Origin of the sequence: Streptomyces lavendulae subsp. lavendulae (assembly GCF_002803845.1) — a bacterium.
Classification (GTDB): domain Bacteria; phylum Actinomycetota; class Actinomycetes; order Streptomycetales; family Streptomycetaceae; genus Streptomyces; species Streptomyces lavendulae.
In genome coordinates this window covers 2,891,440-2,911,737 of record NZ_CP024985.1, presented here as the reverse complement: position 1 = coordinate 2,911,737, position 20,298 = coordinate 2,891,440, and the positions used below count along the sequence as shown (strand labels likewise).

The window sequence follows — 20,298 nt, the reverse complement described above, 5'->3', positions numbered from 1 at the left end:
AACCGATGATCTACACCGGCAAGGCCGGGCCCGACGCCGCCGCCGACCGGGGCTGGCTCCTCGGGCACTTCAAGGAGACCGGCGACCCCCGCCACAGCGAGGACGTCGAGATCAAGTGGGGCGTCCATCCCCGGGGCGAGGAACGCGCCCGGTGGGTCACCGGCGAACACCGCACCGCGCTCCAGGTCCTCATCAGCGGACGGTTCCGGCTGGAGTTCCCCGGACGGACCGTGGTCCTCGCCGAGCAGGGGGACTACGTGGTCTGGGGGCGCGGGGTCGACCACTCCTGGTACGCCGAGGAGGACGCGGTGGTCCTCACCGTGCGCTGGCCCTCGGTCCCCGGCTACCGCGCCGACCCGCCGACCGACCCGCCTTCCGACCGGCCGTCCGTCCCGTCCACCCCCTGACCAAGGCTCCCCGACCCCGTGCGGGCCTGTGACGGTGCACACGAAACGGGCCAACGATCACCGAACGCTGACATCGTGGCGTTTTGAGGTGTAGACCACCCCGTCTCTTCACAAATCCAGCAGTTCACGAGTTCACGAGTTCTTTGCGCCGGGCCGCCTCCCGCTGAAGATCCGAACCACCAGGGAGCACGTCCGTTGGCAGCAATCGCACGGTGGTGCATGCGGCACCGACTGGTCACCGTCCTGATCTGGCTGCTCGCCCTCGGCGCCACCGCCGCCGCGGCCGGCGCGGCCGGAACCGCGTTCTCCAACGACTACGAGGTCCCCGGCACGGAGTCCGCGAAGGCCAACGCCCTCCTGCGCGAGGGCTTCCACGGCCGGGGCGGCGACACCGACACCATCGTGTGGCGGACCCCGGACCACCAGAGCGCGCGCACCCCGGACGTCGAACGGCGCATGACCCGGGCCCTGGACGCCGTCGCCGCCCTGCCCGGCGTCGGATCGGTCGCCGGACCCTACGGGCCGGGGCCCGCCGGAGCCGCGCAGATCAGCCCCGACGGCCGCACCGCCTACGCCGTCGTCACCTTCGACCGGCCGGCCGACTCCGTACCCCGCTCCCAGGCCGAGGCGGTCGTGGACACCGTCCGGAACCCGGCCACCCTGGCCGACGGTCTCCAGGTCGAACTCGGCGGCCGCGCGATAGGGCTGACCGAGGCTCCCAGCGCCCACCTCGCCGAGGTCATCGGCGTCCTCATCGCCGCGGTGGTGCTCTTCCTCGCCTTCGGCTCCCTGGCCGCGAGCCTGCTGCCCATCGCGACCGCCCTGGTGAGCGTGGGCAGCGCCTACTTCGGGATCACCCTCCTCGGGCACGCCATGCCCGTCGCCGACTTCGCGCCGATGCTGGGCACCCTCGTGGGCCTGGGCGTCGGCATCGACTACGCCCTGTTCATCGTCACCCGGCACCGCAAGGGACTGACCCGCGGGCTCACCGTCGCCGAGGCCGCCGAGAACGCCGTCGCCACCACGGGCCGGGCCGTCGTCTTCGCCGGGGCCACCGTCTGCATCGCCCTGCTCGGCATGCTGGTGCTGCGGCTGAACTTCCTCGACGGCGTCGCGCTGGCCGCCTCCCTCACCGTGGTGCTCACGGTGGCGGCCTCCGTCACCCTGCTGCCCGCCCTCCTCTCGTACATAGGCCCCCGGGCCCTCTCGCGCCGCGAACGCCGCAGGCTCGCCGCCGACGGCCCCCGCGCGGAGTCGCCGACGGGATTCGCCGCCCGCTGGTCCGCCTTCGTGGAGCGCCACCCCAAGCCGCTCGGCCTGCTCGCCACGCTGGTCATGCTTGTGCTGGCGCTGCCCACCCTCTCGCTCCACCTCGGCACCTCCGACCAGGGCAACAACCCGGCCGGATCCACCACCCGCAAGGCGTACGACCTGCTGGCCGAGGGGTTCGGGCCCGGTACGAACGGCCCGCTGGCGATCGTCGCCCGCCTCGACGGGGCCGGCGACCACGTCGCCGTCGACCGGCTGACCGAGGCCCTGCGCACCACCGGGAACGTCGCCTCCGTCGGTCCCGCCGTCTTCAACCGCAGCGCGGACACCGCCGTCCTGACGGTCGTACCGCGCTCCGCGCCGCAGTCCCGGGCCACGAGCGAGCTGGTCGACACCCTGCGCCGGGACGTCATCCCGCGCGCCGCGCAGGGCAGCACCATGGAGGCCCACGTCGGCGGGGTGACGGCCGGCTACGACGACTTCGCCGGCGTGATCGTCGGCAAGCTGCCCCTCTTCGTCGGGGTGGTCATCGCCCTGGGCTGCCTGCTGCTGTTGCTGGCCTTCCGCTCCCTCGGCATCCCGCTCAAGGCGGCCGCCATGAACGTCGCGGCCGTCGCCTCCTCCTTCGGCGTGGTCGTCGTGATCTTCCAATGGGGCTGGGGGAGCGAGCTGATGGGCCTGGGCAGCGCCGGCCCGATCGAACCCTTCCTCCCGGTGATCATGGTGTCCGTGCTGTTCGGGCTCTCCATGGACTACCAGGTGTTCCTGGTCAGCCGGATGTACGAGGAATGGCTGGAGACCGGTGACAACCGGCGGGCCGTCCGGGTGGGACTCGCCGAGACCAGCCGCGTGATCAACTCCGCCGCCGTCATCATGATCTCCGTCTTCCTGGCGTTCGTGCTCAGCGGCGACCGCCTCATCGCGATGTTCGGCATCGCCCTCGCGGCCGCCGTCGCGCTCGACGCCTTCGTCCTGCGCACCCTGCTCGTCCCCGCCCTCATGCACCTGCTCGGCGGGGCGAACTGGTGGATACCCCGCCGCCTGGACCGCCTGCTGCCCCGCATCAGCATCGAACCCCCGGAGTGCCGCCCCCGTGCGACACTTCCGACGCAGCGGCCGGACGCGGACCACGCGCCCTCGGCCCCCCTGTCCCGCTGACCGGTTACGAGCCGCAAGGAAGCACGCATGTTCGCGATAGACCTCGCCGACGACGCCCAGCTGTTCCCGCTGGAGATCTGGCACGCCGAGGAGTTCCTGGCCCACATCGACCGCGGCCGCGAGTTCATCGGCCAGTACGTGGGCTTCCCGGACCGCGCCACCGACCTCGAATCCGCCCGCCGCCTGCTCGGCGCGAACGCTGAGTCCGCGGCCGCCGACGGACGCCGCCTGTACGGCATCCGCGTGGACGGCACCCTCGTCGGCGGGGTCCTCTTCCCGAGCTTCGACGCCGCCTCCGGCAACTGCGAGGTCGGCTGCTGGATGGAGCCCGCCGGAGCCGGCCGGGGCCTGGTCACCAAGGCCTGCCGGGTCCTGATCGACTGGGCCGTGCGCGAGCGCGGCATGCACCGCGTGGAATGGCACGTGGCCACCGGCAACAAGAAGAGCATCGCGGTCGCCGAACGCCTCGGCATGACCCGCGAGGGCGTCATGCGGCAGAACCACCTCCACCGGGGCGTCCGCCAGGACACCGAGGTCTGGTCGCTCCTGGCCCACGAATGGACCGCCACCCCCGCCGTGTAGCCGCCGGGGCCGCGGGCGCCGCCCGGAGCCCGCGGCCCGCCACCGGGCCCACGCCGTGAGCCCTCTCAGGAACCTCTCAGAAACGCCGCCTACGGTGCCCGCCATGGACACCACGAAGACCCTCGCCCCGACCGCCGCCGAGACGGACGCCGCCGGGGAGCAGGCGGCGCCGGACACCGCGGCCGCCACCACCGCGGCCGAAGGGGCCGCCCCCGCCGACGGGGCCGCCGAGCCGGCCGTCGAGGCCGCGGCCGCGACCGAGACCCCGGCCGCGGCCGAGGCCGGGGCCGCCGGGGACGAGGACGCGGAGTTCGACGAGGACGCGGCGGACGGGGAGGACTCCGGGCACGGCTCCGGAGTCGGCGCCGCGGCCACCTCCATCGTCGCCGCCGGCCTCGGGCTCGTCGCCCTCAGCGGCAGCTGGGTGTCCCGCGTGATCGCCGAACGCCAGACGCTCATCGGCCAGATCGAGTCGGTCAACGCGACCACCGCCAAGGAGAAGATCGCCGCCCTGTACGGCGACGCCTGGCACATGACCGCCCTCGTCAACGGTGTCCTGTCCACCCTCGCCCTCCTCCTCGCCGCCTTCGTCCTGGCCCGCCCCGCCTTCGGTACCCCCGGCCGGGTCCTGCCGGTCTGGGTCCGCTCCGTCTCCTGGGCCGCCGTCGCCCTCGGCGTCCTCGGCGTCCTGGTGTTCGGCCTCATGTACTTCGACCTCCTCGTGGCCCTCCCGACGGCCGCCCAGTAGGCACCGCCTTACGCCCGCTCCACTGCCTCTCCACTCCCTCTCAGGCCGGACCTAAGTCCCTCCGGGGATCCTGGGTCCGGTACTAAGGCCCCCCGCGCCGCAGAGATGCGGCATGAGCCCCATGCGGCGGACCCCTCTGGGAAGCGAATCTTGGATCACACCGAACGAGGTGCCGGAGAAACGCGACAAGGGAGTACGAGATGTTCGAGTACGAGATGGCCACCGCCCGCCGCGCCGACCTCATCCGCGAGGCCGACCGCTTCCGGATGGTCCAGCAGGCCAAGAAGGCCGACCGCGCCTCTCGCGGCCAGGAATCCGAAAGGACGGCGAGAGGACACCGCAGCCTCTTCACCCGCGCCGCGTAAACAGCGCCGCGGACCGGACGAGCTGACGCGTGATGAGAAGCGCAGCGATAAGCAGTGCCGCCAACCCGCACCTCTGTGCGATCCTCGGCGGTGTGGAAACCAGATCCGTCAGCCCGGTGTTCGTCGGCCGAGCCGACGAACTGGCCGCACTCGTCGACGCCCTGGAACGCGCTGCCGGACAGGAGCCGCAGGCCCTGCTCATCGGCGGAGAGGCGGGCGTCGGCAAGACCAGGCTGACGGAGGAGTTCCTCGGCGAGGCCGCCCGCCACGGAGCAGTGGTGGCCGTCGGAGGATGCGTGGAAATCGGGGCGGAGGGGCTTCCCTTCGCCCCGTTCTCGACCGCCCTGCGCACCCTCCTCCGCCAGCTGCCCGACGAACTCGCCGCCGCGGCCGCCGGCCAGGAGGACGAACTCGCCCGGATCCTCCCCGAACTCGGCGAGACCCCCCGCGGCCCGCACGACGAGGAGAGCACCGCCCGGCTCTTCGAGCTGACGGCCAGGATGCTGGAACGCCTCGCCGCCCACCGCACCGTCGTCCTCGTCCTCGAAGACCTCCACTGGGCCGACACCTCCACCCGGCACCTGCTCGCCTACCTCCTGCGCACCCTCGGCAGCGGCCGCCTCGTCCTCGTCGCCACCTACCGGGCCGACGACATCCACCGCCGCCACCCCCTGCGCCCCCTCCTCGCCGAACTCGACCGGCTGCGCACCGTCCAGCGGATCGAACTGCGCCGCTTCAACCGGGCCGAGGTCCGCCGCCAGCTCGCCGGGATCCTCGCCAGCGAGCCCGAAGAGAGCTTCGTGGACTCCGTCTTCGACCGCTCCGACGGCAACGCCTTCTTCGTCGAGGAACTCGTGGCCTCCCGCGAGAGCGGCTGCCGCACCGGGCTCACCGAATCCCTGCGCGACCTCCTGCTCGTCCGCGTCGAAGTCCTCCCCGACGCCGCCCAGCGCGTGGTGCGCGTCGTCGCCGAGGGCGGCTCCACCGTCGAGTACGCCCTGCTGCGCGCCGTGGTCCAGCTCGGCGAGGACGAACTGATCGAGGCCCTGCGCGCGGCCGTCGGCGCCAACATCCTCCTCGCCACCTCCGACGGCGACGGCTACCGCTTCCGCCACTCGCTCGTCCGCGAGGCCGTCAGCGACGACCTGCTCCCCGGCGAGCGCGCCCGCGTCAACCGGCGCTACGCCGAGGCCATGGAGGCCGACGAGAGCCTGGTCCGCGCCGAGGAACGGGTCATCCGGCTCGCCAACTACTGGTACGCGGCGAACAGCCCGGCCAAGGCCCTGCCCGCCGTCCTCGCCGCCTCCGTCACCGCCCGCCGCCGCCACGCCTACTCCGAGCAGCTCAGCCTGCTGGAGCGCGCCATGGAACTGTGGGAGAGCACCCCCGAAGAGGTCCGCGACGAACTGCGCCCCGCGGACTACACCGACGTGTACCCGCCCTGCGGCTGCGACCCCGAGACCACCCCGCTCCAGCGCCTCGACCTGTTCGCCGAGGCCACCGTCGCCGCCCGGTTCGGCGGCGAACGGGAACGCGCCCTGAAGCTCGTCAAGCTCGCCCTGCGGATCCTCGACGAGGACGGCTCCGACCCGCTGCGCGCCGCCTGGTTCTGGACCGAGCGCTCCCGGCTGGTGGCCAACCTCGCCCGGGGCGACGGCTGGGAGGAGATCGCCAGGGCGCAGGAACTGGTCAAGGGGCTGCCCCCGTCCCAGGTGCACGCCGACGTCCTGGTCCGCGCCGCCGGCTGGGGCATGCTCCACAACCCCGGCCCCGCCAACCTCGTGGCCGCCGAACGCGCCGTCGAGTACGCGCGGATGGTCGGAGCCGAGGAGACCGAGCTCAACGCCCGGATCACCCACGGCAGCCTGCTCGCCGACTCCGGTGACCCGGACGCCGGACTCGCCGAGATCCACGACGTCCTGGTCCGTGCCTCGGAACTCGGATTCACCCTGCTCGCCGGTCGTGCTCACATCAACCTCAGCTCTCAACTCGAAGGACTCGGCCGGTCCCGCGAAGCGGTGGAACTGGCCGAACAAGGGATCCGGCTCGTCGCCAAATCCCGGCTCCTGGACACCGAGGCCTGGCTACGCGGCAACATGGCCGAGAGCCTGTACAGCCTCGGTCGCTGGGACGAGGCGGCCACGGAGGCCCGCCGCACCCTGCGTGACGGCCAGGGCGCACCCCCGCGCGGCACCGCCGCCGCACACCTGGTCCACCTGGCCCTGGCCCGCGGCGAACTGACCGAGGCCGCCCACCAGCTGGCCGCCGCCCACACCCACTTCGGCACCCACGACGCCCAGCCCCAGCACCGGCTGCCGCTCTACCGGCTGGCGATCGGCATCGCCGAGGGAGAAGGCCGCATCGCCGACGTCCGCGCCGAGACCGCCGAAGCCGTCGCCCTCGGGTTCGCGCTCGGCCAGCACCGCTACGCCTGGCCGCTGCTCCTGGCCTCCGCCTCCGCCGAGGCCGACGCCCGCGGCCTGCCCGCCGCCGACGAGGGCCGTGAGGCGGCCCTGACGGTCCTGCGCACCGGTGCCAGGGACCTGCCCACCCCGGCACCCGTGTGGAGCGCCCACGCCGAGTACCTGCGGGCCGAACTGCTGCGCGCCGAGGGACGCGACACCCTCGCCGACTGGACCGCGGTGGAGGCCGCCGTCCGCCCCCTCCAGCGCCCCTACCTGCTGGCCCGGGCCCGCCACCGCCTCGCCGAGGCGATGCTGGCCCGCGGCGCCGACCGCGAGGAGGCCGCCTGCCTGCTGCGCGACGCCCACGCCGCCGCCGACCGGCTCGGCGCCCGCCGGCTCCGCGAGGAGCTGGCCCTGCTCGCCCAGCGCGCCCGGCTCCCGCTGACCGCCGACCACACCGGCGCCGACCGGCCCGACCGGCACACCGAGGACCCCCTGGAGGCCCTCGGCCTGACCAGCCGCGAGCGCGACGTCCTGCGCCTGGTCGCCACGGGCAGCACCAACCGGCAGATCGCCGAGGAACTCTTCATCTCCCCGAAGACGGCCAGCGTGCACGTCTCGAACATCCTGGCCAAGCTGGGCGTCGCCGGCCGGGGCGAGGCCGCCGCACTCGCCCACAGGCTGCGTCTGTTCACCCCCGCGGTGCCGGAGCCCGCCACCCCGGCGGGCCGTGGCTAGGACGCGTCCGCCTCCCCCTCCGGCCGGTCCTTCCGGGGCCGTATGAGCACCCGGCCGGAGCCGAGGTCTATCGGGCCCCGTCCCGGATCGCCGTCACCGACGTCGGTCCGGGACAGCTCCAGCCGTTCGCGCTCCTCGCGCGCATGCCGGGAACCAGGGTTGAAGAGCTCCTGGATCGCGTCGAACACCGTGCCCACCGTGCCTCTCCGCCCCCTCCGGGGCCACTCGGTTCAGCGCACCGTCAGGGTCAGGACCCTGTCGTCGCCGGCCTCAGGCGACCCGCGCCCGTCTGTCTCGCTCGTGACCAGCAGCAAGCGGTCCCCGCCGAGGGACACCACCGTCCGCAGCCGCCCGTACTTCCCCTGCAGGAAGGCCTCCGGCTCCGCCGCGGGTACGGCGCCCCGCAACGGGATCCGCCACAGCCGCTCGCCCTTCAGCCCGGCCATCCACACCGACCCCTGCGCCCAGGCGATCCCGCTCGGCGAGGCCTCGTCCGGCTTCCACACCGCCACCGGATCACGCAGCCCCGCCCGGCCTGCCTTCCCCTCCGCCTCCGGCCAGCCGTAGTTGCCGCCCGGCTCGATCAGGTTCAGCTCGTCCCAGGTGTTCTGGCCGAACTCGGCCGCCCAGAGCCGTTTGTCCTTGTCCCAGGCGAGGCCCTGCACATTGCGGTGCCCGTACGAGTACACGACGGAATCGGCCTCCGGATTGCCGTGCACCGGCTGTCCGTCCGGGGTCATCCGCAGGATCTTGCCGCCCAGCGACTTCCTGTCCTGGGCCAGTGCCGTGTCCCCGGTCTCGCCGGTGCCCGCATAGAGCATCCGGTCCGGCCCGAAGGCGATCCGGCCGCCGTTGTGGACGACGCCCTTGGGGATGCCCCGCAGCACCGTGTCGGGCGCGCCCAGCTGCTGCCCCGGCTGCCTCTGCTCGTCGTACCGCATCCGGGCGATGCGGTTGTCGGACTCGGTCGTGAAGTACGCGTACACCAGCCGGTCCGAGGCGAACGTGGGGGACAGGGCCAGGCCCAGCAGCCCGCCCTCCCCGCCCGGCGCGACCCCGGGCACCCTGCCGATCTGCGTCACGGCTCCCGTGTCCGTCCGGACACGGCTGATGGTGCCCTTGTCGCGGGAGGCGACCAGCAGGTCCCCGCCCGGCAGCGGGGCCACCCCCCAGGGGGACTCCAGGCCCTCGGCCACCTCCCCCGACACCGTCACCGAGCCCCGGGCCGGGGGTACCGCCGGATCCTGAGCCGTCCCCGAAGGCCCCGGCGACGCCGTCTCCGGCGGCGACCCGGGCGGGGAGCCGCCCGCCCCCGGCGGCACACCGCCGGAGGAGCAGCCGGCCGTCAGCAAGGCCCCGCACCCCGCCAGCGCGAGCGCCACCGCCGCGCCCCGCCCGGGCGGCCCCGATCCGGTGCGGCGCCCCGCACCGGGGCCCCGCGCCCCGCCGTCCCCCGTCCCCACGATCCCGCCGCCCGGAGCCCCGGCCGCCCCGCCCCCGGCCGCCCCGCCCGCGTACGCCCCGCTCCCGCCCCGCCGGTTCCTTCCGTATCGCATGGTCCCGCTCCCCTCCGGTCCGCCGATCCCGCCTTTCATCCCTCTCAACAGGTCCGGCACATCCGGAAGTTCCAGCGGTCGTACACCCGATCGAGTGGTTGTGCGGGATCGGGCCCGACCGTCCGGCGCCCCGCCCGTCGGGTCAGTCCCAGGCACCCACCGCGGCCGGCAGCGCCGCGATCTCGGCCAGTTCCCCGGCCGTCAGCCGCACTTCCGCCGCCCGGGCGTTCTCGGCGGCCCAGTGCGCCCGCTCCGCCCCCGGCACCGGTACCACGTGCGGCCCCTGCGCCAGCACCCACGCCAGCGCCACCTGCGCCGCCGTGACCTCCGGCCCGTGCCGCAGCGCCACCCGCCGCAGCGCCGCCACCAGCACCTGGTTCGAGGCCATGGCGTGCGCCGTGAACCGAGGGTGCCGCGCCCGCACGTCCGCGTCCTCGAACCCCTGCCCGGGCGTCAGCGTCCCCGTCAGGAACCCGCTCCCCAGCGGCATCGCCGCCAGCACCCCCACACCCCGTGCCGCGCACCACGGCAGCAGCTGCCACGCGGCCTCCGGCGACCACACCGACAGCTCCGCCTGCACCGCGGTCACCGGGAACACCTGCTGGACCCGCTCCAGCTGCCGCACCGTCGACCGGTAGCCCCGGTCCCCGCGCCGACCGGCCCCCGGCCCGGCCCCGGCGCCCAGCGCGCAGAACCCCAGCGCCCGCACCTTCCCCGCGCCGACCAGCTCCGCCATGGCGCCCCAGGTCTCCTCCACCGGCACGTCCGGATCCACCCGGTGCAACTGGTACAGGTCTATGACGTCGGTCCGCAGCCGCCGCAGCGAGGCGTCGCACGCCCGTCGCACGTACCCCGGCCGCCCGTCGGCCACCACGTGCTGCTCACCGGCGCGCAGCCCCACCTTGGCGGACACGAAGGCCTCCGCCCGCCGCTCCCGCAGCACCCGCCCGACCACCAGCTCGTTGGTGAACGGCCCGTACAGGTCAGCCGTGTCCAGGAGGTTGGCCCCCAGGTCCAGCGCCGTGTGCACGGTCCGCAGCGACTCCTCGCCCCGGCGTCGCGAAGGCGCGTAGGCCCAGCTCATCGGCATGCACCCGAGCCCGATGGCCCCGACCGTCAGCGGCCCGGCCCCGATCGCCCTGCGCTCCACCCCTGCGTCCCCCTCCCGGTACGGACCTCAAAGTAACGGCTTGATCCAGTTCCCTTCGCATAGCCTCGTGATCATGACTGCTGCGACCGGGGACGTCTGGCTCCCCTTCCCCGCCGAGGAGATCGAGGGTCTCCCCACCTCCTTCCGCTACCGACGGTGGGACGGTGAGGAATCGTTCCCGGCCGACCCCGCCGACTGTGTCTTCTACGTCACGCCGTACATGAAGTCCCGGACCGTCACCCTGCGCCCGCTCGCCGGAATGTCCGCCCTGCGGGTCGTCCAGACGCTCACCGCGGGCATCGACCACCTCGCCGGCGGCCTCGACGGCCTGCCCGCCGGGGTCCGGGTCTGCAACGCCCGCGGCGTCCACGAGGCCAGCACCGCCGAGCTCGCCCTCACCCTGACGCTCGCCTCCCTGCGCGGCATCCCCGGCATGGTGCGCGGCCAGGACCGCGAGGAGTGGCACGGCGGCTTCTACGGGGCACTCGCCGACAAGGCCGTCCTGATCGTCGGCTACGGGTCGATCGGCGCGGCCGTCGAGGACCGGCTGCTCCCGTTCGAATGCGGGACCGTCACCCGTGTGGCCCGCTCCGCCCGCGAGGCCCCGCACGGCCCGGTGCACGCCCTCGCCGACCTGCCCCGCCTGCTGCCGGACGCGGACGTGGTGATCCTCTGCACCCCCCTGACCGAGGACACCCGGGGCCTGGCCGGCACCGGCTTCCTCGCCCGGATGAAGGACGGGGCCCTGCTCGTGAACGTCGCGCGCGGCCCCGTCGTCGACACCGAGGCCCTCCTGGCCGAACTGCGCCCCGGCCGGCTGCACGCCGCGCTCGACGTCACCGACCCCGAACCGCTGCCGCCGGGCCACCCCCTCTGGCACGCCCCGAACGTGCTGATCACACCTCATGTGGGCGGCAGCAGCTCGGCGTTCGAACCCAGGGCGAAGCGGCTCGTCGCCCGCCAGCTCACCCGGTTCGCCGCCGGGGAGCCCGTGGACAACACCGTCCTGGTCACGGGCCAGACCCCGCCGCACACACTCCGCAACCACCCGTATGCGCGTGGTGTCCATCACGCTCTTGATGGTGACGCAGAGTAGAGAGCCTATGTCGCTGAGTGACGAAAGTGGTGTATCGTCCGGAACCAGGGGCTGCGCCACGTACGTCTGGCGCTGGGGAGTGATCGGACACTTTGGGGGGCGACGGGCGATGCACGGCCAATGGACGAAGGATCCGATGCGGCAGAGCCGCCGGAGGCGACGATGGGGCGCGCCGGAACCAGCCGGCGAGGGGGACCGGTGAACCCCCCGGGGGCGGCGCTGCTGACCCGGCCGCCCGTGGCGGGCGGCGGCGGGGGCCTGGCGGCGCAGCTCCTCCTCGCGGTGGTCAGCGGCGGGTACGCCGTGGGAGCCGCCCTCGGCTGGGGGTCCGAGGAACTCGCCAAGGTCATGGGCGACTTCGGCCTCAGCACGGCGGGGTTACTGGCCGCCGTCTCCTGCTACCACTACGCCAGGACGATCGACCGGCGTGAGCGCCCCGCCTGGCTGATGTTCGCGTTCTCCTCGCTCATGGGAGCCCTAGGGAACGCCGTCTGGGGCTGGTACGAGGTCATCCTCGGCCAGAAGGTCCCCGAGCCCTCGCTCGCCGACTTCGCCTTCCTCTGCTTCGCCCCGCCCGCCATCGTGGGCCTGCTCGTCCTCGCGAAGCGCCCCGTCACCCGGGCCGGCTGGGTCTGCCTCGGGCTGGACTCCTGGCTCATCGGCGGCTCGCTCCTGACCCTCTCGTGGAGCCTGGCCCTCGCCAACGCCGCGCGCACCGCCCAGTCCGGAGCGCCCGGCAGCGTCCCGCGCGCCGCGCTCTCGCTCGCCTACCCGCTCCTGGACATCGCGCTCGTCTCGATGGTCCTGGTCCTGCACTTCCGGCGGTCCGCGAACAACCGCTCCGCCGTCAACACGGCCATCGCCGCGCTCGCCCTGACCGTCCTGAGCGACGCGCTGTTCACCTCGCCGCTGCTGAACACCACCTACCGCTCCGGCGAGATCCTCGACGCCGGCTGGTTCGCGGGCTCCCTGCTGCTCGCCTACGCGCCCTGGGGTGCCCGCCGGCCCGACGGCGCCGACCGGGTGCCGCCCCCGCGGGTCGAACGGCCCCACAGCCGTCCCATCACCGGCTCGCTGCCCGCCCTCACCCCCTACCTCGCCGCCGCCGTGTGCACCCTCGGCATCCTCTACAACGTCGTCGACGGCCGGAAGGTCGACCGGATGGTCGTCTTCACCGGCTGCACCGTGGTCCTCGCCCTCGTCATCCGGCAGGGCATCATGCTCCTCGACAACATCGCGCTCACCCAGGAACTGGCCCAGAAGGAGAACCACTTCCGCTCCCTGGTCCAGGGATCCAGCGACGTCATCATGATCGCCGCGCCCACCGGGACCCTGCGCTACGTCAGCCCCGCCGCGGCCGGGGTCTACGGCCGCGAGGCGGAGGAGCTGATCGGCAGCGAGCTGGCCAGCCTGATCCACCCCGACGACCTCGGACGCGTGGTGCACGAGGTACGCCGCTTCCTGGCCGCGCCGCCCGCCGAGGAGCCCACCACCCGCATCGAGTGCCGGTTCGAATCGGGCAGCGGCGAATGGCTCAACGTGGAGTCCACCGTCAACCGGCACCAGGGCGGGCTCATCCTCAACAGCCGGGACGTCACCGAGCGGGTCCGCCTCCAGGCCCAGCTCCAGCACAGCGCCGAACACGACCCGCTGACCGACCTGCCCAACCGGGCCCTGTTCACCCGCCGGGTGCGCCAGGCGCTCACCGGCCGCCGGGCCGGGGACCACAGCACCGCCGTTCTCTTCATCGACCTCGACGGCTTCAAGGCGGTCAACGACACCATCGGCCACCAGGCCGGCGACGAACTGCTCGTCGAGGCCGCCCGCCGCCTCCAGGACGCCGTCCGGGCGGGGGACACCGCCGCCCGGCTCGGCGGGGACGAGTTCGCCGCCCTGATCCTCGGCGACGGCAGCCGCGACCGCAGCGCCCGCGAGTACCAGGTGCACGAGATCGCCGAGCGGCTGCGCAGCACCCTCTCCCAGCCCTACCGCATCGCGGGCAGCGAGGTACGGGTCGCCGCCAGCATCGGCGTGGCGTTCGCCGACCCCGGCATCACCCCTTCGGACCTGATGCGCAACGCGGATCTGGCGATGTACCGGGCCAAGGCCGGCGGCAAGGACCGCGTCGAGCTGTACGCCCCCCAGATGCAGGCCGAGGTCGTCCGCAAGGCCGAGCTGGCGGGCCGGCTGCGCACCGCGCTCCACGAGGGCGAGTTCGCCCTGCTGCACCAGCCCGTGGTCTCGCTGGCAACCGGCGAGGTCACCGCGGTGGCCGCCCAGGCCCGCTGGCGCTCCGCCCAGGGGATCCTCTTCACGCCGGCCGAATTCCTCCGGGTGGCCGAGCAGGGCGAGACCGGGTCCGCCGGGCAGGACGCCGCCCGCACCACCGAACTGGGCCGCTGGCTGCTGGAAGAGGCCGTCGAGCGGGCCGCCGAGCGCCATCGGGCGGGACACGACGTACCAGTGGCCGTACGGATGACCGCGCAGCGGCTGCTCGACCGCTCCCTGCCCCGCGGTTCCGTGGAGGCGCTGCTGGCCCGGCACGGACTGCCCTCCGGGGCGCTGGTGCTGGAACTCGCCGCCTCCGACCCCAGAGTGCCCTTCGACGAGCTGGAGCGCCGCCTGACGGCCCTGCACCGGCTCGGCGTCCGGATCGCCCTGGACGGCTTCGGCAGCGGCTACGCGGCCATCAGCGCCCTCCGCAGGCTCCCCGTGGACCTCCTCAAGCTCGACCGGGGCCTGGTCGAGGGGGTGGTCGAGTCCGCCCGGCTGCACAAGATCACCGCCGGATTGTTGCGTATCGCAAATGACCTGGGCATGCAGTCCGTGGCGGACGGCCTGGACCTGCCCGAGCAGGTGCTGGCCCTGCGGGCCATGGGGTGCACCCACGGCCAGGGAGCGGCCTTCTCCGGACCACTCGACGAATACAGGCTGCGCCGCGCGCTCGTGAGGGGTACGTTCCCAGTACCGGGCGGTACGGCCCAGCCGGCCTTGGCCGGTGGCTCGTCCGGTGGTTCGATGGTCATCCGTAGAGGCTCAAATAATGAGACGCCCGTCCCACCCGCTTGACATCGACCTCCCGCCGGAGGGAGGGTCAGTGCCATGCGCACCCGAATTCTCGTACTTGGAAAGCGCGTCGGCTGAAGCTGGGACCACCATGTCCCCGCTCAACGCTACCGACGCGCTCCCCTCGCTTGCCACCAGGCACGAGGGGTTTTTTGTTGCACTGGCACACGCCCCCGGCCCTGATCCGGGGGATCCCCGCCCCTCGTAAAACCCTCAGCTTCGAGAAGAGAATGCCGATGACCGAGCAGGCCACCGGGGCCCACCATCCGCAGCCGCGGCCCCGTACGGGTGGACACCAGCCCACCGCAGTTGAGCACGTCACGGGCGCCCAGTCCCTCATCCGCTCTCTCGAAGAGGTGGGGTGCGACACCGTCTTCGGCATCCCGGGCGGCGCCATCCTCCCCGCGTACGACCCGATGATGGACAGCAAGAAGGTCCGTCACATCCTGGTCCGCCACGAGCAGGGTGCCGGACACGCCGCCACCGGCTACGCACAGGCCACCGGCAAGGTCGGCGTGTGCATGGCCACCTCGGGCCCGGGTGCCACCAACCTGGTCACCCCGATCGCCGACGCGCACATGGACTCCGTCCCGCTCGTCGCCATCACCGGCCAGGTCTCCTCCAAGGCGATCGGCACGGACGCCTTCCAGGAGGCGGACATCGTCGGCATCACGATGCCGATCACCAAGCACAACTTCCTGGTCACCAAGGCCGAGGACATCCCGCGGACGATCGCCGAGGCCTTCCACATCGCCGCCAGCGGCCGCCCCGGGCCGGTCCTGGTGGACATCGCCAAGGACGCCCTCCAGGCGAAGACCACCTTCTCCTGGCCGCCGTCCATGGACCTGCCCGGCTACCGGCCGGTCACCAAGCCGCACGCCAAGCAGATCCGCGAGGCCGCCAAGCTCATCTGTCAGGCCAAGCGCCCGGTCCTGTACGTCGGCGGCGGCGTCATGAAGTCCGGCGCCACGGCCGAACTGAAGGTCCTCGCCGAGCTGACCGGCGTCCCGGTCTGCACCACCCTGATGGCCCTCGGCTCCTTCCCCGACAGCCACCCGCTGCACGTCGGCATGCCGGGCATGCACGGCAGCGTCACCGGCGTCACCGCGCTCCAGAAGTCGGACCTGCTGATCGCGCTCGGCACCCGCTTCGACGACCGCGTCACCGGCAAGCTGGACAGCTTCGCGCCGTTCGCCAAGGTCATCCACGCGGACATCGACCCCGCGGAGATCGGCAAGAACCGCGAGGTCGACGTCCCGATCGTCGGCGACGCCCGCGAGGTCATCGCCGACCTGATCCAGGCCGTCCAGGCCGAGCACACCGAGGGCAACGCGGGCGACTACACCGCCTGGTGGAAGGACCTCAACCGCTGGCGCGAGACCTACCCGCTGGGCTACGACCTGCCCGAGGACGGCATGCTGTCGCCGCAGCAGGTCATCGAGCGGATCGGCGCGCTCGCGCCGAAGAGCACGATCTTCGCCGCGGGCGTCGGCCAGCACCAGATGTGGGCCTCGCACTTCGTCAAGTACGAGGAGCCCCGCACCTGGCTGAACTCCGGCGGCGCCGGAACCATGGGCTACGCGGTCCCGGCCGCGATGGGCGCCAAGGTCGGCATGCCGGAGCGCACCGTCTGGGCGATCGACGGCGACGGCTGCTTCCAGATGACCAATCAGGAACTGGTCACCTGCGCCCTGAACAACATCCCGATCAAGGTCGCGATCATCAACAACGGTGCGCTGGGCATGGTCCGCCAGTGGCAGACCCTGTTCTACAACCAGCGGTACTCCAACACCGTGCTGCACGCGGACGAGACCGGCCACGACACCGTCGGTTCCCAGCTCGGCGAGTCCGTCGCGCCCCGCAAGGGCACCCGCGTCCCGGACTTCGTCAAGCTGTCCGAGGCCATGGGCTGCGTCGCGCTGCGCTGCGAGGACCCGGCGGACCTGGACAAGGTCATCGCCGAGGCCAACGCGATCAACGACCGCACGGTCGTGATCGACTTCATCGTCCACGAGGACGCCATGGTGTGGCCGATGGTCGCCGCCGGCACCTCCAACGACGAGGTCATGGCAGCCCGGGGCGTCCGCCCCGACTTCGGCGACAACGAAGACGACTGAGCCGAGAGAGCCTGAGAGAGAGAACGCCTCACATGTCCAAGCACACGCTCTCCGTCCTGGTCGAGAACACGCCCGGCATCCTCGCCCGGATCGCCGCGCTGTTCTCCCGCCGCGGGTTCAACATCGACTCCCTCGCGGTCGGCGTCACCGAGCACCCCGACATCTCCCGCATCACCATCGTCGTGAACGTGGAGGACCTCCCGCTGGAGCAGGTGACCAAGCAGCTCAACAAGCTGGTCAACGTGCTCAAGATCGTCGAGCTGGAGCCGCACAACGCCATCGAGCGCGAACTCGTCCTGGTGAAGGTCCGCGCCGACAACGAGACGCGCTCGCAGATCGTCGAGATCGTCCAGCTGTTCCGCGCCAAGACGGTCGACGTCTCCCCGGAGGCCGTCACCATCGAGGCCACCGGCGGTACCGACAAGCTGGGCGCCATGCTCAAGATGCTGGAGCCCTTCGGCATCAAGGAGCTCGTGCAGTCCGGCACCATCGCCATAGGGCGTGGCGGCCGGTCCATCACGGACCGCAGCCTGCGCTCGCTCGACCGCAGCGCCTGACCGCAGCGCCTGACCGCAGCGCCTGACCGCACCGTCCGGCCGCGGCGCCCCGCCGCGGTCGCCGGCCGCGGCGCTCCGGGGCTCGAATGCCCCGGTTCGAATGGCGAGACCGACAAACTCAGATTCCGTTCCCCGCCGTACGGTGGGAGCAACACCAGCGCACCAAGGAGATATCCCAGTGGCCGAGCTGTTCTACGAGAACGACGCCGACCTGTCCATCATCCAGGGCCGCAAGGTCGCGGTCATCGGTTACGGCAGCCAGGGCCACGCCCACGCGCTGTCGCTCCGTGACTCCGGCGTCGACGTCGTCGTCGGCCTCAAGGAGGGCTCGAAGTCCAAGGCCAAGGCCGAGGAGCAGGGCCTGAAGGTCGTCTCCGTGTCGGAGGCCGCCGAGTGGGCGAACGTCATCATGATCCTGACCCCGGACCCGCTCCAGGCCGAGATCTACGAGGAGTCCATCAAGGACCACCTCAAGGAGGGCGACGCGCTCTTCTTCGGCCACGGCTTCAACGTCCGGTACGGCTTCATCAAGCCCCCCACCAACGTCGACGTCGCGCTGGTCGCCCCGAAGGGCCCGGGCCACCTGGTCCGCCGTCAGTACGAGGAGGGCCGCGGCGTTCCGTGCATCGCCGCCGTCGAGCAGGACGCCACCGGCAAGGCCTTCGACCTGGCGCTCTCCTACGCGGCCGGCATCGGCGGCACCCGCGCCGGCGTCATCAAGACGACCTTCACCGAGGAGACCGAGACCGACCTGTTCGGTGAGCAGGCCGTCCTCTGCGGTGGCGCCTCCGCTCTGGTCAAGGCCGGTTTCGAGGTCCTGACCGAGGCCGGCTACCAGCCGGAGATCGCGTACTTCGAGTGCCTGCACGAGCTGAAGCTCATCGTGGACCTCATGTACGAGGGCGGCCTGGAGAAGATGCGCTGGTCGGTCTCCGAGACCGCCGAGTGGGGCGACTACATCACCGGCCCGCGCGTCATCACCGACGCCACCAAGGCCGAGATGAAGAAGGTCCTGGCCGAGATCCAGAGCGGCGAGTTCGCCAACACCTGGATGGCGGAGTACAAGGCGGGTCTGCCGAAGTACAACGAGTACAAGAAGGCCGACGAGGCCCACCTGCTGGAGACCACCGGCAAGAAGCTGCGCAAGCTGATGAGCTGGGTCGACAGCGACGAGAGCTGATTCCGTGGGCGGCGGGGCCGGGACGATGCGTTCCGGCCCCGCCGCGCACCGCCCCCACGGGTGGAGATGGCCGGAATGTAGGCCTGGTGTAGCGCGGATTGTCCACCCCGGCCAATCACGGACGGGTGATCCTTCCGTACAGGCGGAATTCCGGCTCGGATCCGCTACTACACTGCACAACACAACGCGTCAGGCCCACAGTGTCGTGCGTCTTCCACGCGGCTACCCCCTCCACCGCCTGCGGCCGTCGGGACGGCCGTCCGCACTGGACTTGTGAGGATGACCCACGTGAGCTCGAAACCTGTCGTACTCATCGCCGAAGAGCTGTCGCCCGCCACGGTGGACGCGCTCGGTCCGGACTTCGAGATCCGGCACGTCAACGGCGCCGACCGCGCCGAGCTGCTCCCCGCGATCGTCGACGTCGACGCGATCCTCGTCCGCTCCGCCACCAAGGTGGACGCCGAGGCGATCGCCGCCGCCAAGAAGCTGAAGGTCGTCGCGCGCGCCGGTGTCGGTCTCGACAACGTCGACGTCTCCGCCGCCACCAAGGCCGGCGTGATGGTCGTGAACGCCCCGACCTCCAACATCGTCACCGCCGCCGAGCTCGCCTGCGGTCTGCTCGTCGCCACCGCCCGCAACATCCCGCAGGCCAACACCGCCCTGAAGAACGGCGAGTGGAAGCGGAACAAGTACACGGGCGTCGAGCTCAGCGAGAAGACCCTCGGCGTCGTCGGCCTCGGCCGCATCGGCGTCCTGGTCGCCCAGCGCATGTCGGCCTTCGGCATGAAGATCGTGGCCTACGACCCCTACGTGCAGCCCGCGCGCGCCGCCCAGATGGGCGTCAAGATGCTGACGCTGGACGAGCTCCTCGAAGTCGCCGACTTCATCACCGTGCACCTGCCCAAGACCCCCGAGACCCTCGGTCTCATCGGTGACGAGGCCCTGCACAAGGTGAAGCCGTCCGTCCGCATCGTCAACGCCGCCCGCGGCGGGATCGTGGACGAGGCCGCGCTGTACTCGGCCATCAAGGAGGGCCGCGTCGCCGGCGCCGGTCTCGACGTGTACGCGAAGGAGCCCTGCACGGACTCCCCGCTCTTCGAGCTCGACCAGGTCGTCTGCACCCCGCACCTCGGCGCGTCCACGGACGAGGCCCAGGAGAAGGCCGGCATCTCCGTCGCCAAGTCGGTGCGTCTCGCGCTCGCCGGCGAGCTCGTGCCGGACGCGGTCAACGTCCAGGGCGGTGTCATCGCCGAGGACGTCCGTCCCGGTCTGCCGCTCGCCGAGAAGCTCGGCCGCATCTTCACCGCCCTCGCGGGCGAGGTGGCGGTGCGCCTCGACGTCGAGGTCTGCGGCGAGATCACCCAGCACGACGTCAAGGTGCTCGAACTCTCCGCGCTCAAGGGTGTCTTCGAGGACGTCGTCGACGAGACGGTCTCCTACGTCAACGCCCCGCTGTTCGCGCAGGAGCGCGGCGTCGAGGTCCGCCTGACCACCAGCTCCGAGTCCCCGGACCACCGCAACGTGGTCACCGTGCGCGGCACCCTGTCGGACGGTCAGGAGGTCTCGGTCTCCGGCACCCTGGCCGGTCCCAAGCACCTCCAGAAGATCGTCGGCGTGGGCGAGTACGACGTGGACCTGGCCCTGGCCGACCACATGATCGTGCTCCGCTACACCGACCGCCCCGGCGTGGTCGGCAAGGTCGGGCAGCTGCTCGGCGAGGCCGGTCTGAACATCGCGGGCATGCAGGTCGCCCGTGCCGAGGAGGGCGGCGAGGCGCTCGTCGTCCTCACCGTCGACGCCGAGGTCCCGGTCGACGTCCTGGCGGCCATCTCCGCCGAGATCGGTGCCGCGTCGGCCCGTACGGTCAACCTCGGCTGACCGCCGCACCGCATCCGAAAGGGCCC

General features: G+C 72.3%; 15 protein-coding genes. 12 read left to right on the top strand and 3 right to left on the bottom strand.

Annotated features, from left to right (window positions below):
* Positions 1-5: 5 nt before the first annotated feature.
* From SLAV_RS12105 to SLAV_RS43125, 6 genes are all read left to right on the top strand, one after another.
* Positions 6-407, top strand: a complete 402-nt coding sequence (locus SLAV_RS12105) for a cupin domain-containing protein (protein ID WP_051841255.1) — start codon at positions 6-8, stop codon at positions 405-407.
* Between the two features lie 195 nt (positions 408-602).
* Positions 603-2,834, top strand: coding sequence for an MMPL family transporter (locus SLAV_RS12100; RefSeq protein ID WP_037687978.1), 2,232 nt, complete (start codon positions 603-605; stop codon positions 2,832-2,834).
* Between the two features lie 27 nt (positions 2,835-2,861).
* Positions 2,862-3,416 (top strand): GNAT family N-acetyltransferase, encoded by a 555-nt coding sequence (locus tag SLAV_RS12095; protein ID WP_030236147.1) that lies wholly within the window; start codon positions 2,862-2,864, stop codon positions 3,414-3,416.
* 103 nt (positions 3,417-3,519) lie between these two features.
* The gene (locus tag SLAV_RS12090; protein ID WP_051841256.1) at positions 3,520-4,164 is read left to right on the top strand and encodes a hypothetical protein; all 645 of its coding nucleotides are present in this window, start codon (positions 3,520-3,522) and stop codon (positions 4,162-4,164) included.
* 200 nt (positions 4,165-4,364) lie between these two features.
* Positions 4,365-4,529: a hypothetical protein gene (locus SLAV_RS40995; protein WP_158740794.1), complete on the top strand. Its 165-nt coding sequence runs from the start codon at positions 4,365-4,367 to the stop codon at positions 4,527-4,529.
* A 32-nt stretch (positions 4,530-4,561) separates the two neighbouring features.
* Positions 4,562-7,672: a helix-turn-helix transcriptional regulator gene (locus SLAV_RS43125; RefSeq protein WP_030236151.1), complete on the top strand. Its 3,111-nt coding sequence runs from the start codon at positions 4,562-4,564 to the stop codon at positions 7,670-7,672.
* Here SLAV_RS43125 and SLAV_RS12080 read toward each other — a convergent pair.
* From SLAV_RS12080 to SLAV_RS12070, 3 genes are all read right to left on the bottom strand, one after another.
* A complete protein-coding gene (locus tag SLAV_RS12080) occupies positions 7,669-7,869 on the bottom strand; it encodes a DUF6191 domain-containing protein (protein ID WP_335341808.1) in 201 nt (66 codons plus the stop codon). The two genes, SLAV_RS43125 and SLAV_RS12080, sit on opposite strands and share 4 nt — an antisense overlap.
* Positions 7,870-7,902: 33 nt before the next feature.
* Positions 7,903-9,228 (bottom strand): PQQ-dependent sugar dehydrogenase, encoded by a 1,326-nt coding sequence (locus SLAV_RS12075; protein ID WP_159038058.1) that lies wholly within the window; start codon positions 9,226-9,228, stop codon positions 7,903-7,905.
* 142 nt (positions 9,229-9,370) lie between these two features.
* Complete coding sequence (locus SLAV_RS12070; protein ID WP_030236158.1) at positions 9,371-10,378, bottom strand: aldo/keto reductase; 1,008 nt, start codon at positions 10,376-10,378, stop codon at positions 9,371-9,373.
* Between the two features lie 73 nt (positions 10,379-10,451).
* On the opposite strand from SLAV_RS12070, the gene SLAV_RS12065 reads away from it, so the two are divergent.
* The 6 genes from SLAV_RS12065 to serA all read left to right on the top strand — a co-directional run bounded on the left by SLAV_RS12065 (position 10,452) and on the right by serA (position 20,272).
* A complete protein-coding gene (locus SLAV_RS12065; RefSeq protein ID WP_078950528.1) occupies positions 10,452-11,474 on the top strand; it encodes a 2-hydroxyacid dehydrogenase in 1,023 nt (340 codons plus the stop codon).
* Positions 11,475-11,636: 162 nt separating this feature from the next.
* On the top strand, positions 11,637-14,543 hold the full coding sequence (locus SLAV_RS12060; RefSeq protein ID WP_234333780.1) for a putative bifunctional diguanylate cyclase/phosphodiesterase: 2,907 nt from the start codon (positions 11,637-11,639) through the stop codon (positions 14,541-14,543).
* 227 nt (positions 14,544-14,770) lie between these two features.
* Complete coding sequence (locus SLAV_RS12055; protein WP_030236165.1) at positions 14,771-16,657, top strand: acetolactate synthase large subunit; 1,887 nt, start codon at positions 14,771-14,773, stop codon at positions 16,655-16,657.
* 32 nt (positions 16,658-16,689) lie between these two features.
* On the top strand, positions 16,690-17,214 hold the full coding sequence (gene ilvN / locus SLAV_RS12050) for an acetolactate synthase small subunit (RefSeq protein WP_030236168.1): 525 nt from the start codon (positions 16,690-16,692) through the stop codon (positions 17,212-17,214).
* A 178-nt stretch (positions 17,215-17,392) separates the two neighbouring features.
* Positions 17,393-18,394: a ketol-acid reductoisomerase gene (gene ilvC / locus SLAV_RS12045; protein WP_030236170.1), complete on the top strand. Its 1,002-nt coding sequence runs from the start codon at positions 17,393-17,395 to the stop codon at positions 18,392-18,394.
* A 288-nt stretch (positions 18,395-18,682) separates the two neighbouring features.
* Positions 18,683-20,272, top strand: a complete 1,590-nt coding sequence (gene serA / locus SLAV_RS12040; protein WP_030236171.1) for a phosphoglycerate dehydrogenase — start codon at positions 18,683-18,685, stop codon at positions 20,270-20,272.
* Positions 20,273-20,298: the final 26 nt, after the last annotated feature.

What these genes read in the sequence shown, in the direction of transcription:
- SLAV_RS12105 (WP_051841255.1), top strand. Translation starts at nt 6, where the DNA reads ATGATCTACACCGGCAAGGCCGGGCCCGACGCCGCCGCCGACCGGGGC.
- SLAV_RS12095 (WP_030236147.1), top strand. Translation starts at nt 2,862, where the DNA reads ATGTTCGCGATAGACCTCGCCGACGACGCCCAGCTGTTCCCGCTGGAG.
- SLAV_RS12090 (WP_051841256.1), top strand. Translation starts at nt 3,520, where the DNA reads ATGGACACCACGAAGACCCTCGCCCCGACCGCCGCCGAGACGGACGCC.
- SLAV_RS40995 (WP_158740794.1), top strand. Translation starts at nt 4,365, where the DNA reads ATGTTCGAGTACGAGATGGCCACCGCCCGCCGCGCCGACCTCATCCGC.
- SLAV_RS43125 (WP_030236151.1), top strand. Translation starts at nt 4,562, where the DNA reads ATGAGAAGCGCAGCGATAAGCAGTGCCGCCAACCCGCACCTCTGTGCG.
- SLAV_RS12075 (WP_159038058.1), bottom strand. Translation starts at nt 9,228, where the DNA reads ATGCGATACGGAAGGAACCGGCGGGGCGGGAGCGGGGCGTACGCGGGC.
- SLAV_RS12065 (WP_078950528.1), top strand. Translation starts at nt 10,452, where the DNA reads ATGACTGCTGCGACCGGGGACGTCTGGCTCCCCTTCCCCGCCGAGGAG.
- SLAV_RS12060 (WP_234333780.1), top strand. Translation starts at nt 11,637, where the DNA reads ATGGGGCGCGCCGGAACCAGCCGGCGAGGGGGACCGGTGAACCCCCCG.
- SLAV_RS12055 (WP_030236165.1), top strand. Translation starts at nt 14,771, where the DNA reads ATGCCGATGACCGAGCAGGCCACCGGGGCCCACCATCCGCAGCCGCGG.
- ilvN (WP_030236168.1), top strand. Translation starts at nt 16,690, where the DNA reads ATGTCCAAGCACACGCTCTCCGTCCTGGTCGAGAACACGCCCGGCATC.